This window comes from Caulobacter sp. P1_D6, assembly GCF_056406095.1.
The window spans coordinates 1-16767 of the sequence record NZ_JBFUAW010000042.1 but is presented as its reverse complement, the minus strand read 5'-3'; the positions used below and the strand labels follow the sequence as shown (position 1 = coordinate 16767).

Below are 16767 nucleotides of genomic sequence, written 5' to 3'. Positions count from 1 at the left end.
CAAAGGGACCCGGAAGGCGAAAGCTTTCTGGGTCCTTTTTGTTTCGGTCCTAGTTACTCCGCTTTTCCCGGCGAAGGCCGGGACCCAGATGGAATAGCGGTGGGTCTGACCCCACGAATGCTGAGCCACTCCAACCCACCACACAGCCATGGGATCTGGGTCCCGGCCTTCGCCGGGAAGAGCGGTGTTTTGGGGGAATTTAGGCCGGCGCCAGAACGGTCAGCACCTGCTCGCACCGGAACCGGAACCCCAGCGCCTCGTACAGCGCGATGGCCCCGGCGTTGTCGGCGTAGCTGTGCAGGAACGGGGTCTCGCCGCGCGCCACGATCTTATGGGCCACGTGCAGCATCAGCTTCGCCGCATAGCCCTTGCCGCGATGGTCTGGATGGGCGCAGACGGCGCTGACCTCGGTGAACCCCGTGGGCCGTAGGCGCTCGCCGGCCATGGCGACCAGCCGGCCGTCGACCTTCACGCCGACGAATTCTCCCAACTGATGGGTGCGCGAGAAGAACGGGCCGGGCGCGGTCAGGATGGCCAGGGCCAGCATCTCGGGCGCGTCGACGTCAGCGAGGGGCAGGATCTCGAAATCGACCGGCCTCGGCGCGGCCAGGGTCTCGGCGACCATCTGGTTGAGCACCGCGCGCCGCGTGACTTCCGTGCCGGGAACGGCCGGCGGGTCGAACCGTTCGACGACGCCCACCTCGCCCGGATGGGCGTGCACCAGGCGGGAAAGGGCGGCCAGGGTCTCCGGCGCGTGATCCGCCGTGGCGACGAACAGGCCAAAGTCGGGATGGACCCGCAGGGCTCCGCCGTCCCGCAGCGCCAAGTGCGCCTGCCGGCTGGTGAAGGCGTTCCAGATCACGCGATCGAGGGGATGCTCGCTCATCGTCCCTCAGTTGGGGAGCAATACGCCCCGATCAACGCCTTGACCGCCCCGACCACGGCCAGGGCCGGCTTGTCGTCGTCGTCGAACATCTGGCTGGAGGTGAACACCCCCTCGACCAGCAACATCATCGCGTCGCCCAGGCCGCCGGGATCGGAGGCGCCCATCGCCTCGGCCTTGGCCCGCAGCCGGGTGCGCAGGTCCTGCTTGTGCACCTGGGCCACGGCCCGGCCGGCATGGTCGCGGTCCGGATACTCGACCACGGCGTTGCTGAGCGCGCAGCCGCGATAGTCGGCCCCGCCCGAACGCGCGGCCAGGCCTTCGAAAAAGGCGACCATCTGGGCCTTGGGATCGTTCGGGAACGCCGCTTCGGCCGCGTCGAAGCGGTCCCAGAAACCGACCTCGACCTCGCGCAGCACCGCGGCCACCAGGTCGTCCTTGGACTTGAAGCCGCGATAGAGGCTGGGCTTGGTCACGCCGGCCTTGGTGACGATCTCGTCGACCCCGACCGCCCGGATGCCTTCACGGTAGAACAGCTCCCGCGCGGTCTCGAAGATCCGCTCGGCCGCGCGCGGTCCGGGGCCGTAGGGCAGGTGGTGTTCGGGGATCAAACCCGAAGATTTCTCGTCGTTCTTGGCCATGGCTCTTGACGATGTTACTTACCGGTACGTATGCAGGGCGACAAGCCCCGTACCGATCGGTCACATCGCATGCAGATCCTTCGCCGCACCCTGGGAAATCGCTACGCCTTCGTCGTCGCCGCAGCGACTTTTCTAGCGCTCTTGTCGGCCGCTGGCCTCCGGGCCGCGCCGGGCGTGCTGATCCTGCCGCTGGAGAAGGCCTTCCACTGGGATCGGGCCTCGATCTCGTTGGCGGCCGGGATCGGCATCTTCCTCTACGGCCTGACCGGACCGTTCGCGGCGGCGCTGATGCAGTCGTTCGGCGTGCGGCGCACGATCAGCCTGGCTCTGCTGCTGATGGCGGTCTCGACCGGGCTTTCGGCCTTCATGACCCAAAGCTGGCAGTACGTGGCCACCTGGGGCGTGATGGCGGGCGTGGGCAGCGGGGCGGTGGCCATGGTGCTGGGCGCGACCATCGTCAATCGCTGGTTCGTCCAGCGGCGCGGCCTGATGCTGGGCCTGCTGACCGCCGCCACGGCCACGGGTTCGCTGATCTTCCTGCCGGCCATGGCCTGGATCGCCGATCACGGCGGCTGGCGGCCGGTGGTGCTGACCGTGGCCGCCGTCGCCGCGATCATGGCCCCGATCTGCTGGCTGCTGATCCCCGAGAGCCCCGACGCCATCGGACAGCGTCCGTTCGGCGCGCCCGACGACTGGACCCCGCCGCCCAAGGGCTCGGCCTCGAACGCCCTGGCGACCGCGTTCGGCGCCCTGCACCGGGCCAGCAAGACCCGCACCTTCTGGCTGCTGTTCGGCGGCTTCTTCATCTGCGGCCTGACCACCAACGGCCTGATCGGCGTGCACATGATCGCCTTCTGCGGCGACCGGGGCCTGCCCGAGGTCAAGGCCGCCGGCCTGTTGGCGCTGATGGGCCTGTTCGACCTGTTCGGCACCACGGCCTCGGGTTGGCTGACCGACCGCTACGATCCGCGCAAACTGCTGTTCGTCTACTACGCCCTGCGCGGACTCTCGCTGATCTACCTGCCGTTCTCGGACTTCTCGCTGATGAGCCTCTCGGTGTTCGCGGTGTTCTACGGGTTGGACTGGATCGCGACGGTGCCGCCGACGGTGCGGCTGGCGACCGAGGCGTTCGGGGATCGCGACGGGCCGATCGTGTTCGGCTGGATCGGGGCGGGCCACCAGCTGGGCGCGGCGACGGCGGCGATCGGCGCGGGGGTGATCCGCGCGCAGCAGGGGCAGTATCTGGAGGCCTTCGTCATCGCCGGCGTCGCGGGACTGCTGGCGGCTGGGGCGTCGCTGATGGTGCGGCGGAGCTTGGTCGTGAGCGCGGCCTGACTTGCCCCCTACGGGTCGCTTCGCGACCGTCTTCCCCCATAGGGGGAAGAGGTTCTTGAGCGCTGCGTCCTCCGACCCCTATGGGGGCGGACAGGCGGCGAAGCCGCCAGGTGGGGGCAAGTCGAAAGCCGAACTAGCCTTCCAGGTCTTCGGCCAGGATCGCCATCTCGAACATGAACGAGCCGTCCTCGTCCTCGTCCTGGAAGATGACGCCGATGAATTCGCCGGCCACTTCGACCTCGGCGGAATCCTTCTGCTTGGGACGGGCCTTGAGGGCGATGTGCGGGTTGCCGAAGGTGCGCTTCAGATGGCCTTCGAGCTTGGCGATGGTGGCGGCGTCCATGACGGGCTCCTGATATCGATGGGGCGCGCGGGGCGCGGGGGATCGGCGGAAACTAGAGGGCGTCAGCGCAAAGTGTAAGGGGTTTTGCGTCCGAAGGCGGCTCAGCTTGTTGAGAACCCGGTTCCGATGTCGGACGGCGGGGCCGTCGCCGCGCCCTGGACGACCAGCCAATCGCGGAACCGGCGGGCCGCCTGGGTGGCCTTGCCCTTGGGCGTAAGGGCGCAGACCCCGGCGTGGCCGGGGACGAAGCCCAGCGGCGCGACAAGGCGTCCGGCCCGCAGGTCGTTCTCGACGAAGGCGAACGGGCTGAGCGCCACGCCCAGGCCCGCGGCGGCCGCTTCCAGCATGTAGAAATAGTGGTCGAACTCGCGGTTCATCGCCGCTGGCGATACGGTGACGCCCGCTGCGGCCTCCCATTCGGCCCAGGCCTCCATGAAGGTGCGGGTGTGCAGGCGCGGCGGGCGGGCCAGGCTGTCCAGGTCGTGGACCTGGGCGGCGAGGTCGGGCGAGGCTACGGGGCCGACATAGTGCTTGAGGAACGGCGTGACGTCGGCGTCGGTCGAGGGCGGCGCGTCGGGCAGCCGCATGCGGATGGCCAGGTCGACGCCGTCGGCGCGGAAGTCGAACGGTCCGTTGGACTCCACGATCCGCGCCTGGATTTCCGGACGGGCGGCTACGAAGTCGGGCAGGCGCGGGATCAGCCACTTCATGGCGAAGGTCGGCAGGCACGAGACCACCAGGGTCCCGTCACCGCCGGCGGGTCGGGGCAGGGCGGCCTCGATCTGGTCCAGCGCCACGGTCAGGGCCTGGGTCAGGGTCAGGCCGGTCTCGGTCAGGGTCAGGCGGTTGCGCGGCCCGTCTGTGAGCGCAACGCCCAGGTGGTCCTCGAGCTGGCGGATCTGGCGGCTGATCGCCCCGTGGCTGACGCACAGCTCGTCGGCCGCCAGGGTCATCCGGCCGCGCCGACCGAACGCCTCGAAGGCGCGCAGGGCGTTGAGCGGCGGAAGCGAGCGGGCGGCCATGTGACGAAACCTCACAGATGTCCGCTGATAAGTCGTTATTCGAGGAAGGGCAACTGGGGGATAGGGAGGGCATGAACCGGACCAAGCCCCACCAAGTCACCTTTGCCCAATGGCTGGCCGTGGTGGCGATCTGGAGCCTGGCGGCCTACGGGGTGCTGGCCTCGCCGAAAGCCGAGGCGCGGCGGGATCAGGTCCACCTGATCGCCTGCCGGTAGCTCTGTTCCCTCACTCCATTCATCCCGGCGAAAGCCGGGACCCAAGCCGAGCCTAGAGTTTGGCTTGGCGGACCCAGTCGCACAGACCTATCCTGATCGTCAGCTTGGGTCCCGGCTTTCGCCGGGATGAATGGAAGTTTGAGTTGGACCCTACTTCCCCTCCGGCTTGACGATCATCGTCCACGACTTGTCGTCGCCCAGGAAGGTCTGGGCGGCCTTCTGGACGTCGGCGATCGTCACACGTTGCAGGCCGGCGATCACCGAGCGGGTGGCGGTCAGCAGGCGCGGATCGGTCTGGGCGCCCGACAGCGCCCCCAGCCAGTATTCGTTGGTCTCGCGGGCCTTCTCGATCTGGTCGATGCGCGGCTTCTTGGCCCGCTCCAGCTCGTCGGCGCTGACCGGCTTGTCGCGCAGGTCGGCGGCGATCTTGCGGATGCTGGCCACGACGCCGTCGATCTTGTCGGGCGGGGTCTCGACGCTGACCGCCAGATAGCCCCAGCCGGTGAAGGCCACGCTGGCCGTCGCCGAGGCCGAGGGCGAATAGGTCGCCCCCTGCTTCTCGCGCAGTTCGTCGGTCAGGCGCAACTGCATCACCTGGGCCAGGACCTGGGTGTTGCGGGCGCGCTGCAGATCGCTGAACAGGTCGTCGGTCTTCCAGGCCATGAAGAGCTGGCCTTGGTCGGCCCGACCCTTGTGGGTGCGGACGATCGGGGTCGGCGATGGGGCGGGGAAGGGCGCCTTCTCGGCCCCGGCCGGGGCGGGGGTGTCGGCGCGGGTCGGCAGGGCGCCGAAGGTCTGGGCCACCGCCGCCACGGCCTTGTCGACCGTGATGTCGCCGACGATCACCACCTCGATGGAGTCGGCGGCCAGCGGGCCGGACACCGTGGTCTTCAGCTGGTCCAGCGACGTCGCGGCGATCTGCTGGCGGCTGGGGAAGGTCCAGCGGCCGTCGCCGCCGTGCAGCAGTCCGCCCAGGTCACGGCCCATCACGCCGCCGGGGGTGCTCTCCAGTTGATCGTGGATCGAGCCGTAGTAGGTCTTGATGCGGTTGAAGGCCTCGGGCCGCCAGCCGCCCTCGGTGGCGTAGGCGGCCAGGACCTGCAACTCGGTGTCGAAGTCTTCCGGACGCGTGCGGCCCGACAGGCTGAAGGCGTCGTCCTCGACCCCCAGGCCGGCGTTGTAGACCTTGCCGTTCAGCACCCGCTCCATGTCCTGGGTGCTGATCTGCTTGAGGCCGCCCTCGATGAAGGCCGAGCCGGCCCACATCGGGCTCTGGCTGTTCGCGGGCAGGTCCAGCAGGCCGTGGCCGATCCGGGCCTTCACCAGGATCTGGTCGTCGCGGAACTTGGTCGGCTTGACCGTCAGGCGCACGCCGTTGGCGAAGCGCACGAAGACGGCGTCCAGGTCGGCGACGTCCTTCTGCTCGACGACCGCGCCCTTGGGACCGAAGCTGGCATAGGGCCAGTTGGTGACGCCCGGCGCGGCCGGGGCGGCGACCGGGGTCTTGGCCGAGGTGGCGTAGGCGTCGGTGACAGCCTTTTCCGCGCCCTCGATGGCGGTCGGCGTCGGGATGACGATCAGCGGGCCGGAGCCAACGAACTGGTCCTTCAGCAGGACCGAGACCTTGTCGGCGGTCAGGCCTTTCGTGGCTTCGTCGAAGACGACGAGGTTCTGGGAGGGGCTGGTGACGACCTCGCGGTCGCCCAGCGTGCCGACGATGCCGCCGGCCAGGGCCGTGGTGCGCTGGGTGGCCTCGCCGGCGGCGGCGGCCACGAAGCCGGCGCGCATGGACGCGATCTCGCGATCCAGCTCGTCCTGGCGCACGCCGTACTGCACGATGCGGCGCTGTTCCTGTTCGAGCGCGGTCAGGGCCTCGTTCCAGTGGCCCGGCTGGACCGTGGCGGCCAGGGTGGTGATGTCGGCGGCGTGCTCCTGGTCGTTCTGCACGGCCATGGCGACGATGAACGGCGGGTTGTCCGACCGGGTCAGCACCTGCAGCCGGCGGTTCAGCACCGCGAAGCCCAGGGCCTTGGCCAGCTCTTCCTTGTCCTTGGCGCGGGTCTCCAGCTCCAGGTCGGGCGGCAGGATCCAGGCCATCTGGACCGAGGTCTGGGCGCCGGGCTCGACCAGCACCTTGGCGGTCAGGCCGCGCTTGGCCACGGGGCCCAGGTCCGGCTTCACGCCCGGCTGGCCCTGGCCCTTCCAGTCGCCGAACCGGGCCTTGATCTTGGCCTCCATGGCGTCGACGTCGAAGTCGCCGACGGCCACGACCACGGCGTTCTCGGGCCGGTACCAGGCCTGGTAGAAGTCGCGGATGGTCTGGGCCGGGGCGGTCTTGAGGATCTCGGTCTTGCCGATCGGCAGGCGCTGAGGCGGCCGCTGGCCTTCCAGCTGGAAGCCGAAGGTGTTGACGAACACCCGGTAGCCGGGGCTGTCGCGGGTGCGTTCCTCCGACAGCACCACGCCGCGCTCGCGGTCGACGGCGTCGGGCGCGATAGTCAGCTCGCCGGCCGCCTCGCGCAGCAACATCAGCGAGGTGTCGACCGTGTCGTCGTCGGTCTTGGGCAGGTCCAGCTGATAGGTGGTCTCGCTGAAATTGGTCGAGGCGTTGGTGTCGGCGCCGAAGGCCAGGCCGTGGCGCTCGAGGATCTTGGTCATCTCGTTTTCGGGCACGTTCTTGGAGCCGTTGAAGGCCATGTGCTCCAGGAAGTGGGCCAGGCCCTGCTGCTCGTCGGTTTCGTCCAGCGAGCCGGCGTCGAACCACAGGCGCAGGGCGGCCTGGCCGGGCGGGGTGGCGTTCTTCTGGATCGCGTAGCGCATGCCGTTGGACAGCACGCCGAACCGCACGCGCGGATCGGGCGCGACGTCAGACACCGCCTGCGGCCACTGGCCGGGCTTCACCTGGTCGATGGTCGGGACGGCGCCGGACACGGCGGGCGTCGCGGCCGCCTTGGGCGCTGACGACGGCGCGGCCGCCTTGTCGTCCCCGCCGGGCATCAGGTTGGAAACGGTCGCGCAGGCGGAGAGGCTGAGCCCGGCCGAGAGAACGAGCGCCAGGCGCGAAACGCGGATCATGTGCGACCTTGCAGTAAGAAGTAGAGCGATTGAAGGGGCGCACCTTGGCCGGAGCGCGTGGCGCAAGCAAGGCGTCGGTTGGGCGGAACGGCCACGCTTGGCTGTCGGCCGTGCGACATTAGGTCCGTGCGAATGCACGTCGAACTGTCGTCGGGATGGACTACTTTAAAGAGCCCCGCAGCAGCGCCCCCGATCATGTCCTCCGCCAACCCCACGTCCGCGCTAGCCGGCCTGCCGTTCGACGCGGCGGGGCTCGACCGCCTGCGCCGGCCGGTCTGGGTGTTCGACGACGTGCGCAAGCGCAAGGTCTACGCCAATCCGGCGGCGGTGGCCCTGTGGGGCGCCGAGAGCCTGGAAGCGCTGCTGGCCCGCGACTTCTCCGCCCAGTCGCCGGCCGTGCGGGCCCGCATGGACGCCCTCGCCCAGAGGGTGGCCAGCGGCGAGACCGTGACCGAGCGCTGGACCTTCTATCCGCTGGGCCTGCCCGTCTCGGTGCAGGCGACGATCTCGGCGATCACCCTGAGCGACGGCGGCGAAGCCATGCTGTTCGAGGCGGTGCCCGACGACCGCTCGGCCGACGAACAGCGGGCCACCGAAGCCCTGCGCCATACGCCGGTGCTGGTCGGCCTGTTCGACGCCAAGGGCCGCCGGCTGTTCGCCAATCCCAGTCGCCAGGCCGCCTTTCCCGAACAGACGACGTTCGACCAGATCTTCGTCGACCCGTGCGAGGCGGGCGGCATCTGGAAGACGGCCCTGGAGCGGGGCTTCTGGGTCGGCTCCTGCCGGGTTGTGGTCGACGGCCAGACGATGTGGCACGGCCTGGATGCTCGCCGGACGCTGGACCCGGTGACCGGCGCCGTCAGCGTGCTGGTCAACCAGGTCGACATGACCGACGAGATCGAGGCCCGCCGCGAACTGGCCGTGGCCCACGCCCGGGCCGAGGCCGCGGCCCGGGTCAAGGAAGAGTTCCTGGCCAATATGAGCCACGAACTGCGCACGCCCCTGACCAGCGTGATCGGCTTCGCCGGCCTGCTGCGCGACGCTTCGTTGAGCCCCGAGCAGCGTCGCTATCTGAGCCGCATCGAGGACGCCGGCCAGGCCCTGATGTCGACGCTGAACGACGTGCTGGACCTGTCGAAGCTGGACGCCGGCGGGGTCGAGCTGGACCCGCGGCCGTTCGCGCTGGAGACCGTGCTGGACCAGGCCCTGGGCATCATCGAGGCTCAGGCCGGGCCCAAGGGCCTGTCGCTGAGCAAGCAGGTCGACGCCGACACGCCCCGGTTCGTGGTCGGCGACCCCGAGCGCCTGCGTCAGATCCTGCTGAACCTGCTGGGCAATGCGGTGAAGTTCACGACCGAGGGTTCGGTGACCCTGACGGCCCGATGTCTCGACCACGACGGTCCGGACGGGGCGGCCCGGATCGAGCTGTCGGTCACCGACACCGGCGTCGGCGTGGCCGAGGACATGATCGAGCACGTCTTCGAGCGGTTCACCCAGGCCGACGCCACGGTCACGCGCCAGTTCGGCGGCACCGGCCTTGGCCTGTCGATCACCCGGCGGCTGGCCCAGGCGATGGGCGGCGAGGTCGGGGCGTCCAGCACGCTGGGGCAGGGCTCGCGGTTCTGGTGCGTGCTGCCCTTGCTGGTCGCCGCCGACGGCGGGCCCGCCCCGGAGGAGGCGCTCCCCCACGCACCGGCGCCGGGTGTCCGGGTGCTGCTGGCCGACGACAACGAGGCCAATCGCGAGCTGGTCGGCGCGATCCTGCGGTCGGTCGGCCACCAGGTCGACCTGGCCGTCAACGGCGTCGAGGCCGTCGCCCTGGCGGCGCGCGGCGAGCACGACCTGGTGTTGATGGACGTGCAGATGCCGCTGCAGGACGGGGTCAGCGCCACCCGCGCCATCCGTCGGCTGCACGGGCCCGCCGCGGAGGTGCCGATCATCGCGCTGAGCGCCAACGCCCTGGCCCACCAGGTCGAGCTCTACCGAGCCTGCGGCATGAACGACCACATCGCCAAGCCGATCGCCACCGGCGAGCTGCTGAGCAAGGTGGCGCTGTGGGGCGCGGCGGAGGGCTGAGGGCGTCTGCTTCGCGGGGCAGTATCGATGACGGCTTTCGACCCCATTGCGGACCTTTTACGCCTCGGCTGACCGCACAGGCCTGACTCAACGTGGCTGTTGGGGGTGTCCGCTATTGGTGCCATTGCAGAGCTAGATTTTTGGACCGGGACCGTCGCTCATGTGCGAGCCAACAGGACAAGCTTCCCCATGTCGCGAAGCGGCTTTGCTGCGAACTCGGGCTCCGTGAAGACGGTGATGTCGAATGTGACGCTCAGCTCCCGCCCCGTTTTAACAGCGGCCTGCCTGAACGCTCTTGTGGACCGTGCTGGCGTCGACCTGTCCGACGTCACGACCACCAGATCCACATCTCTAAAGGTCTCTCGACCTTCGAAGAACGATCCGATGCCGTATAGCTCGCACCCTTCAGGAAGGATGGATTGCATTTGTGCTATTGCCGTCCGAATCGACACCAACATAGGTCCAGAAATCACCTTTGTGTAGCGCGCCCGCCATGCCGCCAGCGTTGAAGATGCCGATGCCGCGTTCTTGGCAATAATCATAAGCCTCCTGAGTCCACCCTGCCCACTTGCCTCCAACAAAGATTATCCCGACACGAGGGAACGCGTCGATGATACGCTGTACCAAGTCCAAGGAAGCGGTGTAGGGATCGACGACCACAACATCGATCTCACGGCCGCTGCGCGTGAACCGGATCGCAAAGGCAATGTCGTCGTGGCGGCCTAGTATTTCAACGTTCGAATGCTGGCGCAGAATTCGTTCAAGAAACGTGATGCGGCTATACAAGACGCCCCACGCGTTGCCTCCATTTCCGGACATCACTTGAAAACCTCTGCGAACTTTGCAGGAAATAAAGGGTAGTGATCGAGCCGCTCCTGAACGTGATGGGCAAAGCCCTCCGCGTGCGCGATGAAGGCGGGCACAGCCGCCTTCTGCTCAAGCGTCAGGACGTCCGCATTTGTTCTAAGCATATTGAGGATACGGACGTTGTTCGGCACAAGCTTCGCAGCTCGGCCGATCTCCCACACATTATAGGCGTTCGAGGAGGGATTTGCCTCAGCGATATCGGAATTGGGACCATACTCTTTGAAGAATACATGGTTCTCGTCGAGGATCGCCTTGATGGCGGAGGTAAGTTGCTCGTTCGATGCGTAGTGCTGTTCCGAGCCGTAGGCTGCGACTGCCTCCTCATGCTTGTTCTTCCATGCGAGGAGTAAGTCCTTGGGGAACAGGTCAGGCTTCTTGTCGATCTCGGTATGGCAGGTTGGGCATAGCAGGATCATGTTCTCGTAGGTGTCCGGCCCACCTTGCTGGATCGGGCGCGGCCCCGCAGGCGATTGGCCAGTAACATGTGCTTGCTCGCCAAGAACGTAGTGCTGGCCTTGGTTGGAGCGGGTTAGGTCGCAGCCGCAACCGTCGCGCGAGCAGTGCCCGGCCGCGCGACCCCAAAGCAGCTTCGTGTCGGGCAGTGAGAGAGCCATGCTGTTAAGATGGAGGTTCCCCCGCGCGAAGGCAACTGTAGCGCTCGGCTCCGCTCACCACCCTTTAACGACGAGCGCGGACGTCCCCTAACCACCCTTCTCGGACACTCGGAACGTCAGCTTCCGGCGCAAGCCATCCATCCGCCAGAGCAGGCTCGCCATCAAGGTTTCAAGGCGCGGTCTCGCCGCTGGCCCATGGCGTCAGGGACGCCTTCTTGACCCCCTCCCGGAGGAGAGAGAGGGGTTTTCGGGGATCGAGCCGTCTCCATCCCCACCAGCGCCGCGCGGAACCCCAGCGATCCCAACGTCCTGCAGAAAAAGCAGCGTCACCAGTCCTCGGACCTCAAACCCGCGGCACAATCAGAGCTGTCCCCATCGCGGGGGAGGGCTCTTGGTACCGGCCCAAGCAGGCGATGGGGATCGAACCGAGCGGGGCCTGGCTGGCTTGGCGGGCGTGGTGTCTTGGGCGGCGGGTCTCAGAAGGATCCAAGGCCCGGGACGGGCGAACGTCGGACAGCCGGGGACGACGGGGCCGGGATGTTCAAACCGGCCTGTTCGAGGATCAGTCGGGGGTCGTTGACGGCACAGCCGGGCGACCTTTGATCCTGCCCGTCCGAGGGGAACTGGAGAACGGGGTTAAACAAGCCCCCTCAGTCTCGAGCCCTCGTGAACAACGGTTCGGCGGAGCGGTCAGGTCTAGCCGAAACGCATCATTCCATCACGGTCATCCGGGCTCGGCCCGGACCGCTCCGCGCCTCTCCAACCCACTCGTAGCGAAAGCTCGAGGTCGAAGAGCCGTGCCTGTCAGATCGTGCCCGCTAACACTTGCCCCCACCTGGCGGCTTCGCCGCCTGTCCGCCCCCAGAGGGGGCGGAGGACGCCCTCTTCCCCCTGCGGGGGAAGACGACCGCGAAGCGGTCCGTAGGGGGCAAGTGTTCGCCGCACCAAACCCAGAAAAGGAGAACACCCCATGCCCAAGTCCAAACCGCCCCGCACACGCCGTCCCAAGCCCCGCCGCCTCTGCGGGATGCGCAAGGCGATGCTGGACGCCATCGACCAAGTGCTGGTGTTGAACGACGCCACGTTTCGCGAAATGGAGGACGCGGCCCGCCGCTTTCCAAGCGCCAGCATGGCCAAGACGCTGGCCAAGCTGCGGGTGGAGACGGAGTTCCATCGGCGCGAGCTTCTGGAAAGCCGGGCCGATGCGCTCGGATGGCCCTCTAGCTAGGACGAGAGCGGATGCCTCTAGTAGCCGCTGTTCGTCACCGAGAACGTCGCGTTGTTGCCGGTCGCCGTGGAGATGCCGACCACCGAGCGTCCGGCGCCGACGGTCACCGTCGAGCGGGCGCTGACATCGACATTGTTGGACTGGCTGTTGGTGGCCGTCATGGCGCCGCCGCACTGATTGCAGGCATAGCCGCTGACCGCGTTGCCGATCGCCGTGGCGCTGGCGCCGGCGTCGTAGCCGCTGGTTCCCTCGAAGCTGGCGATCACCTCGACCCCGCCGCCGTCGTTGACCTGGACGTTGTCGAGCACCAGGCCCGGGCCGTTGGCGTTGCTGGCCATGACCGAGTTGCCGACACCGTAGGCCGTGGCCTGGGCGCCGCCGAATTGGTACGAGCTTTCCTCGGCCTGGGCCCGCACATAGGCGGTGTTGTACTGGTGGCTGGCCACGTCCAGCAGCGTGCCGTCGTTGCTGGCGTTCAGGTTGTTGCCCGAGGCGGTCGCGCCGGTGGTGGTCAGGTTGCTGTTGCCGTAGGCGGCGAACTTGGTGGCCGTGACATTGGCCGCGCCGTTGTTCTGGTCGGTGATCACCCGGGCGGCGGACTGGTTGGCGCCGGTCAGATCGATGTTGTTGCCCGCGGCGGTGCCGGCCACGACCGCGGTCCCGGCCACGTACTGCAGCACGGCCCCGCCGTCGGCGGCGACGTCGGCCTGGTTGTTCTGGCTGACCCGCGCGCCGATCGAGCCGTTGACCATCAGCAGGCCCTGGCTGTTGCCGGCCGCCGTGGTGCTTTCGATCACGTCGCCGGCCTGGGCGGTCTCGCCCTCGATCTGGCTGCGCGCGGTGACCGCGCCGGTGTTGGTCTGGACCATGAAGCCGCTCAGCGTGCCATAGGCCGTCGTGGCCGTGCCGCTGTTGCCGACCGCCGTGGTGGTGACGGAGCTGGAGTCGCCCATGGAGCTTGAGACATTGACCACGCCGTGGGCGGTGACCGCGCCCTGGTTGACCTGGTTCGAGGTCAGGCCGCCGTCGGCGTTGACCACCGTCATGCCGAAGGTGTTGGCCCCGGCCGTGGTGGTGGCGGTGACGCCTTCGTCGGCGGTGACGACGTTCAGGGTCTGGTCGGCGAAAAGATTGCCGACGTTCAACTGGTCGTTCGAGCCCTGGGTGGTCTGGCTAGTAGCGACCCCGCTTGCCAGCATCACGCACACTGGGATCGCTGCGATCGTTCCAGCGAGACGGGTCTTCGCGGGTCTGCGCATTGTTGGTTCCCAGGTTGTTGTAGGCGGGGACGAAGGCCCCGGTCGCGCCCACAGTGTTGCCGGCGTAGGGGTCGAACTGCAGGCAGCTCTGCGGACCCGGCATGCCGTAGAGGTTGGCGCTCATCTCGATGGTGGCCCGCTCGATCAGCGAGCGCACGGCCAGCTGCATCGGCTCCAGCGCGCCGCGGCCCGCCGAGATGTCGAAGATGTTGCCGTTGAGGAAGTCGAAGACGCCGACGCTGATCTCGCGGCCGACCACCTGCTTCTGGTAGGAGATCACGTCGACCACCTCCAGCGTGCGGGTGTTGATCAGGCGCAGGTCCAGCGCGATGTTCATCACGAACACCCGGCGGCGGAAGTTGCCCTTCAGCCCGTCGGTGTCCTTGTCGCCGATATAGGCGTCGGCCCCGACCGAGCGGATGTTGTAGTTCAGCTCGGTGATGCCGCCGGCCACGTAGAAGTCCGACCCCGGGACCTGGCCGGCCAGGATGCGGCGATAGTCGGCCGGCGCGTCGGCGCCCGGCTTGGGGTTGTCGGAGATCAGCTTGTTGTTGGCGTATTTCAGCTCGTACTCCGACACCGAGGTGTCGAAGCGCTCGACCATCGGCATGCCAGCCTTGGCGAAGGCGGTCATGGCCAGCAGCGAGGCGCCCTGGGTGACCTTGCGGCCCGAACCGTCGGACTCTTCCTTGCCGGTGTAGTCGGCGATGCGGCCGATGGCGACGCGCGGCGCGACCACGTGGTTGGTCCGGGCGTACTGGGCCAGGCAGACCAGGCCGGCGGTGTAGGGCGTCGGGTTGGCGGTCACCGGCGCCGAGCCGATCGGCGTGGCGTAGTTGCCGTCGCTCATCGACTTGGGAACGCCGCCGCAGGCGCTCAGCGCGGCGCAGGCGCCCGCCAGCAGGAGGTTGAGGCGCTTACTGGCCATTTCCCGTTTTCCCGACGTTCGTTCCGGCGCTGATGTTGCCGTTGTTGATCTGACTGGAGTTGACGATCACGGTGTTGTTGTTGCCCTGGGTGATGACCGTCAGGTTGTTGCCGATCGCCGTGGAGCTGCCGTAGCCCCCCAGGCTGCCGACCCCCGAATAGCTGTCCAACGACCCCGACGAGTGGCTGGACGAATAGACGCTCTGGTCCGCGCCGGTCAGCATCACGCCGTCGACGATGACCCGGTTGCCGTTGGCGTCGCGGGTCGAATACTGGACCACGTGGTTCTCGGAACCCGCCACGCGGCCGTAGCCGGCGTTGAACGACGCGGAGTTGGTCTCGAGGGTCTGGGCGTGGGCCGGGCTGGAGAGCACCAGGCCGGTCGCGGCCATGGCCAGAGCCAGAACGGCCGCGCTGATCGCCAGCGAACGCCCGGCGCCCGGCAGTTTCTTCTCACTCGCAGCCATCAGGAACCTCGTGAACACCGACGTGTCCGACGGCTAGCAACCCCCGTGCCAATATCGGACAGCGTTCGGTCTACGCCCGAAGGTCTCGCGATTTGGTTAAGCTCGTCGGTTCCAGGGCGCGACCTTTGACGGGCGCGACAATATGCGGCCCCGTCGGCTCCCCGGTGATCCAGCCCATTGATAAGGGGGCCGCTTTGCGAGACCCTGCTTCGAAATAAGTATCAGGGAGGATTAAGCTTTGCTGGTTTCTCAAATCCTGAAGGACAAGGGCGACCTCGTCTTCACCGCCTCGCCCAACGAGACGGTGGGCGCGGCGGCGGCCCTGCTGCACACCCGGCGCGTCGGCGCGATGGTCGTGCTCGAGGAGGACGAGACGATCGCCGGCATCCTGTCCGAACGCGACATCGTGCGGGTGATCGCCGAGGGCGGCGCGGCCGCCCTGTCCAAGCCGATCTCCTCCTGCATGACCCGCGACGTGGTCTTCGCCCAGCCTGAAGAGACGGTCGACGCCCTGCTCGAGCGGATGACCGATCGCCGGATCCGCCACCTGCCGGTCTGCAAGGGCAAGCGCCTGGCGGGCATCATCTCGATCGGCGACCTGGTCAAATACAAGATCAGCGAGACCCAGGCCGAGGCCGACGGGCTGAAGGCCTATATCGCGGCCGGCTGAAGCGGCGTCCGAACAGGGCGTTCGGGGCGGCCGAATCCGGGCCGCCCGCTGCTCTATATATAGGGCGCCTATATAGAGCGTGGTTCAGCGCGCCAGTTCGCCGATTAGTTCAGCGCCCGAGCCGGCGACCGCGTCCGCCAGGCTGTAGCCCTCCAGCACCGCCGCCGTCGCGTCGCGGGCCTGCAGCAGGGCCTCGCGCAGGGCGCAGGTCGCCAGGTCGCGACAGTCCTCGCAACGGCGGAAGGCCGTGCGGCTGACGCAGGGGGTGAGCGCCAGGGGCCCGTCGACCAGGCGGATGATCTCGGCGAAGCTGATCGCTGCGGGTTCGCGGCCCAGCAGGTAGCCGCCGAACTTGCCTCGCCGGCTGGCGACCAGGCCCTGGCGCGACAGTGTAAGAAGTATGGCCTCGAGGAACTTGCGCGGCGCGTCGGCGCGGATCGCCAGTTCGCCGGCGGTGACCTGCCCGTTCTCGCGGGCCAGTTCGATCATGGCGCGCAGGGCGTAGCGCGCTTTCTGGGACAACATGGACGCGGGGCCTCCTATTGCAGAGGTCTATGGAGGCAGGGGAGGGGACAGCGCAAGCGCCGTCGCCCCGGCGGATATGAGCCTGGGTCCAAACCATTCACAGATCCACGCACAGGGAAAGCGATGCGTGCGGTTGATCAGGTCGCTTTTGCGGTTGCGACTCCCCGGGGCGGTGGCTACACACCGCCCTCGCTTCGGGGCCAACGCCCGCCGGACGAATTCGGGGCCTTCGGGCCTTGCATTTGGAAAGGCGGATCGCTAGGTTCCGCAGCCTCAATCGACTCGGTGACGAATTTGCGAAGACCCTGTCTTCAAGGGCTTCGTCGCCGCGCTTTTGTCCTTCGAAGCGGCCTCGGCCAGCTCATCGACAAAAGTAAAAAGGCCGGTTGACAGGGAATGGCGGCTTCAATAGAAACCGCCCTCCCGAGAGTAAGAAAGGAAGTTCGCAAGAACTTCTGGAACTACTCTTCAAGTTCTTCGAGGGTTTCTTTGGAATTCTTGCTTGACTTGATTGGCGGCTTTCACTAGAAGGTCGCTTCGGTCTACTGGGTTTGCTTTGGTGCGGATTTGGTGGATTGGTTCGGACGGTTTTGTAAAAAACGGTTTGACACGGAATTCGA

The 16767-nt window shown here is 67.5% G+C and carries 16 protein-coding genes; 5 read left to right on the top strand and 11 right to left on the bottom strand.

Features of this window, described 5'->3' with window-relative positions; all coding sequences use genetic code 11:
* Nucleotides 1-199 precede the first annotated feature (199 nt).
* Nucleotides 200-886, bottom strand: coding sequence for a GNAT family N-acetyltransferase (locus tag AC1DYP_RS20705; RefSeq protein WP_477047924.1), 687 nt, complete (start codon nucleotides 884-886; stop codon nucleotides 200-202).
* A complete protein-coding gene (locus AC1DYP_RS20700) occupies nucleotides 883-1524 on the bottom strand; it encodes a TetR/AcrR family transcriptional regulator (protein ID WP_477047923.1) in 642 nt (213 codons plus the stop codon). Before AC1DYP_RS20700 ends, AC1DYP_RS20705 begins: the two co-directional genes overlap by 4 nt.
* A gap of 69 nt (nucleotides 1525-1593) precedes the next feature.
* On the opposite strand from AC1DYP_RS20700, the gene AC1DYP_RS20695 reads away from it, so the two are divergent.
* Nucleotides 1594-2859 carry an MFS transporter gene (locus AC1DYP_RS20695; protein ID WP_477047922.1) on the top strand — a complete coding sequence of 422 codons (1266 nt, stop codon included), beginning with the start codon at nucleotides 1594-1596 and terminating at the stop codon, nucleotides 2857-2859.
* A 133-nt stretch (nucleotides 2860-2992) separates the two neighbouring features.
* Here AC1DYP_RS20695 and AC1DYP_RS20690 read toward each other — a convergent pair whose 3' ends face one another.
* Together AC1DYP_RS20690 and AC1DYP_RS20685 are read right to left on the bottom strand one after the other, a co-directional pair.
* Nucleotides 2993-3202: a DUF3126 family protein gene (locus AC1DYP_RS20690; protein WP_165189514.1), complete on the bottom strand. Its 210-nt coding sequence runs from the start codon at nucleotides 3200-3202 to the stop codon at nucleotides 2993-2995.
* A gap of 101 nt (nucleotides 3203-3303) precedes the next feature.
* A complete protein-coding gene (locus tag AC1DYP_RS20685) occupies nucleotides 3304-4224 on the bottom strand; it encodes a LysR substrate-binding domain-containing protein (RefSeq protein WP_477047921.1) in 921 nt (306 codons plus the stop codon).
* A gap of 71 nt (nucleotides 4225-4295) precedes the next feature.
* On the opposite strand from AC1DYP_RS20685, the gene AC1DYP_RS20680 reads away from it, so the two are divergent.
* Nucleotides 4296-4439 (top strand): hypothetical protein, encoded by a 144-nt coding sequence (locus tag AC1DYP_RS20680; RefSeq protein WP_477047920.1) that lies wholly within the window; start codon nucleotides 4296-4298, stop codon nucleotides 4437-4439.
* A 150-nt stretch (nucleotides 4440-4589) separates the two neighbouring features.
* Here AC1DYP_RS20680 and AC1DYP_RS20675 read toward each other — a convergent pair whose 3' ends face one another.
* Nucleotides 4590-7514: a M16 family metallopeptidase gene (locus tag AC1DYP_RS20675; protein ID WP_477047919.1), complete on the bottom strand. Its 2925-nt coding sequence runs from the start codon at nucleotides 7512-7514 to the stop codon at nucleotides 4590-4592.
* A gap of 195 nt (nucleotides 7515-7709) precedes the next feature.
* Between AC1DYP_RS20675 and AC1DYP_RS20670 the strand changes: the two genes are divergently transcribed.
* Entirely contained in the window at nucleotides 7710-9590 is a 1881-nt protein-coding gene (locus tag AC1DYP_RS20670) for a hybrid sensor histidine kinase/response regulator (RefSeq protein WP_477047918.1), read from the top strand.
* Nucleotides 9591-9995: 405 nt separating this feature from the next.
* On the opposite strand, the gene AC1DYP_RS20665 is transcribed toward AC1DYP_RS20670, so the two are convergent.
* Together AC1DYP_RS20665 and AC1DYP_RS20660 are read right to left on the bottom strand one after the other, a co-directional pair.
* Entirely contained in the window at nucleotides 9996-10376 is a 381-nt protein-coding gene (locus AC1DYP_RS20665) for a hypothetical protein (protein ID WP_477047917.1), read from the bottom strand.
* 32 nt (nucleotides 10377-10408) lie between these two features.
* Nucleotides 10409-11071 (bottom strand): HNH endonuclease, encoded by a 663-nt coding sequence (locus AC1DYP_RS20660; protein WP_477047916.1) that lies wholly within the window; start codon nucleotides 11069-11071, stop codon nucleotides 10409-10411.
* A 970-nt stretch (nucleotides 11072-12041) separates the two neighbouring features.
* Between AC1DYP_RS20660 and AC1DYP_RS20655 the strand changes: the two genes are divergently transcribed.
* Nucleotides 12042-12299 carry a hypothetical protein gene (locus AC1DYP_RS20655; RefSeq protein ID WP_477047915.1) on the top strand — a complete coding sequence of 86 codons (258 nt, stop codon included), beginning with the start codon at nucleotides 12042-12044 and terminating at the stop codon, nucleotides 12297-12299.
* A 17-nt stretch (nucleotides 12300-12316) separates the two neighbouring features.
* On the opposite strand, the gene hfaD is transcribed toward AC1DYP_RS20655, so the two are convergent.
* The 3 genes from hfaD to hfaA are packed head-to-tail and all read right to left on the bottom strand — an operon-like array spanning nucleotide 12317 to nucleotide 14952.
* A complete protein-coding gene (hfaD, locus tag AC1DYP_RS20650) occupies nucleotides 12317-13507 on the bottom strand; it encodes a holdfast anchor protein HfaD (RefSeq protein ID WP_477047962.1) in 1191 nt (396 codons plus the stop codon).
* Nucleotides 13473-14486: a holdfast anchoring protein HfaB gene (gene hfaB, locus AC1DYP_RS20645; protein ID WP_477047914.1), complete on the bottom strand. Its 1014-nt coding sequence runs from the start codon at nucleotides 14484-14486 to the stop codon at nucleotides 13473-13475. The genes hfaD and hfaB overlap by 35 nt, the downstream gene beginning before the upstream one ends.
* Nucleotides 14476-14952 carry a holdfast anchoring protein HfaA gene (gene hfaA / locus AC1DYP_RS20640; protein ID WP_477036181.1) on the bottom strand — a complete coding sequence of 159 codons (477 nt, stop codon included), beginning with the start codon at nucleotides 14950-14952 and terminating at the stop codon, nucleotides 14476-14478. The genes hfaB and hfaA overlap by 11 nt, the downstream gene beginning before the upstream one ends.
* 238 nt (nucleotides 14953-15190) lie before the next feature.
* Here hfaA and AC1DYP_RS20635 point away from each other — a divergent pair, with 238 nt between their 5' ends.
* On the top strand, nucleotides 15191-15622 hold the full coding sequence (locus tag AC1DYP_RS20635) for a CBS domain-containing protein (RefSeq protein ID WP_477047913.1): 432 nt from the start codon (nucleotides 15191-15193) through the stop codon (nucleotides 15620-15622).
* An 84-nt stretch (nucleotides 15623-15706) separates the two neighbouring features.
* Here AC1DYP_RS20635 and AC1DYP_RS20630 read toward each other — a convergent pair whose 3' ends face one another.
* Entirely contained in the window at nucleotides 15707-16147 is a 441-nt protein-coding gene (locus AC1DYP_RS20630; RefSeq protein ID WP_477047912.1) for an RrF2 family transcriptional regulator, read from the bottom strand.
* Nucleotides 16148-16767: the final 620 nt, after the last annotated feature.

What these genes read in the sequence shown, in the direction of transcription:
- AC1DYP_RS20685 (WP_477047921.1), bottom strand. Translation starts at nt 4,224, where the DNA reads ATGGCCGCCCGCTCGCTTCCGCCGCTCAACGCCCTGCGCGCCTTCGAG.
- AC1DYP_RS20660 (WP_477047916.1), bottom strand. Translation starts at nt 11,071, where the DNA reads ATGGCTCTCTCACTGCCCGACACGAAGCTGCTTTGGGGTCGCGCGGCC.
- AC1DYP_RS20680 (WP_477047920.1), top strand. Translation starts at nt 4,296, where the DNA reads ATGAACCGGACCAAGCCCCACCAAGTCACCTTTGCCCAATGGCTGGCC.
- AC1DYP_RS20705 (WP_477047924.1), bottom strand. Translation starts at nt 886, where the DNA reads ATGAGCGAGCATCCCCTCGATCGCGTGATCTGGAACGCCTTCACCAGC.
- AC1DYP_RS20675 (WP_477047919.1), bottom strand. Translation starts at nt 7,514, where the DNA reads ATGATCCGCGTTTCGCGCCTGGCGCTCGTTCTCTCGGCCGGGCTCAGC.
- hfaB (WP_477047914.1), bottom strand. Translation starts at nt 14,486, where the DNA reads ATGGCCAGTAAGCGCCTCAACCTCCTGCTGGCGGGCGCCTGCGCCGCG.
- AC1DYP_RS20700 (WP_477047923.1), bottom strand. Translation starts at nt 1,524, where the DNA reads ATGGCCAAGAACGACGAGAAATCTTCGGGTTTGATCCCCGAACACCAC.
- AC1DYP_RS20690 (WP_165189514.1), bottom strand. Translation starts at nt 3,202, where the DNA reads ATGGACGCCGCCACCATCGCCAAGCTCGAAGGCCATCTGAAGCGCACC.
- hfaA (WP_477036181.1), bottom strand. Translation starts at nt 14,952, where the DNA reads ATGGCTGCGAGTGAGAAGAAACTGCCGGGCGCCGGGCGTTCGCTGGCG.
- AC1DYP_RS20630 (WP_477047912.1), bottom strand. Translation starts at nt 16,147, where the DNA reads ATGTTGTCCCAGAAAGCGCGCTACGCCCTGCGCGCCATGATCGAACTG.
- AC1DYP_RS20670 (WP_477047918.1), top strand. Translation starts at nt 7,710, where the DNA reads ATGTCCTCCGCCAACCCCACGTCCGCGCTAGCCGGCCTGCCGTTCGAC.
- AC1DYP_RS20695 (WP_477047922.1), top strand. Translation starts at nt 1,594, where the DNA reads ATGCAGATCCTTCGCCGCACCCTGGGAAATCGCTACGCCTTCGTCGTC.
- AC1DYP_RS20655 (WP_477047915.1), top strand. Translation starts at nt 12,042, where the DNA reads ATGCCCAAGTCCAAACCGCCCCGCACACGCCGTCCCAAGCCCCGCCGC.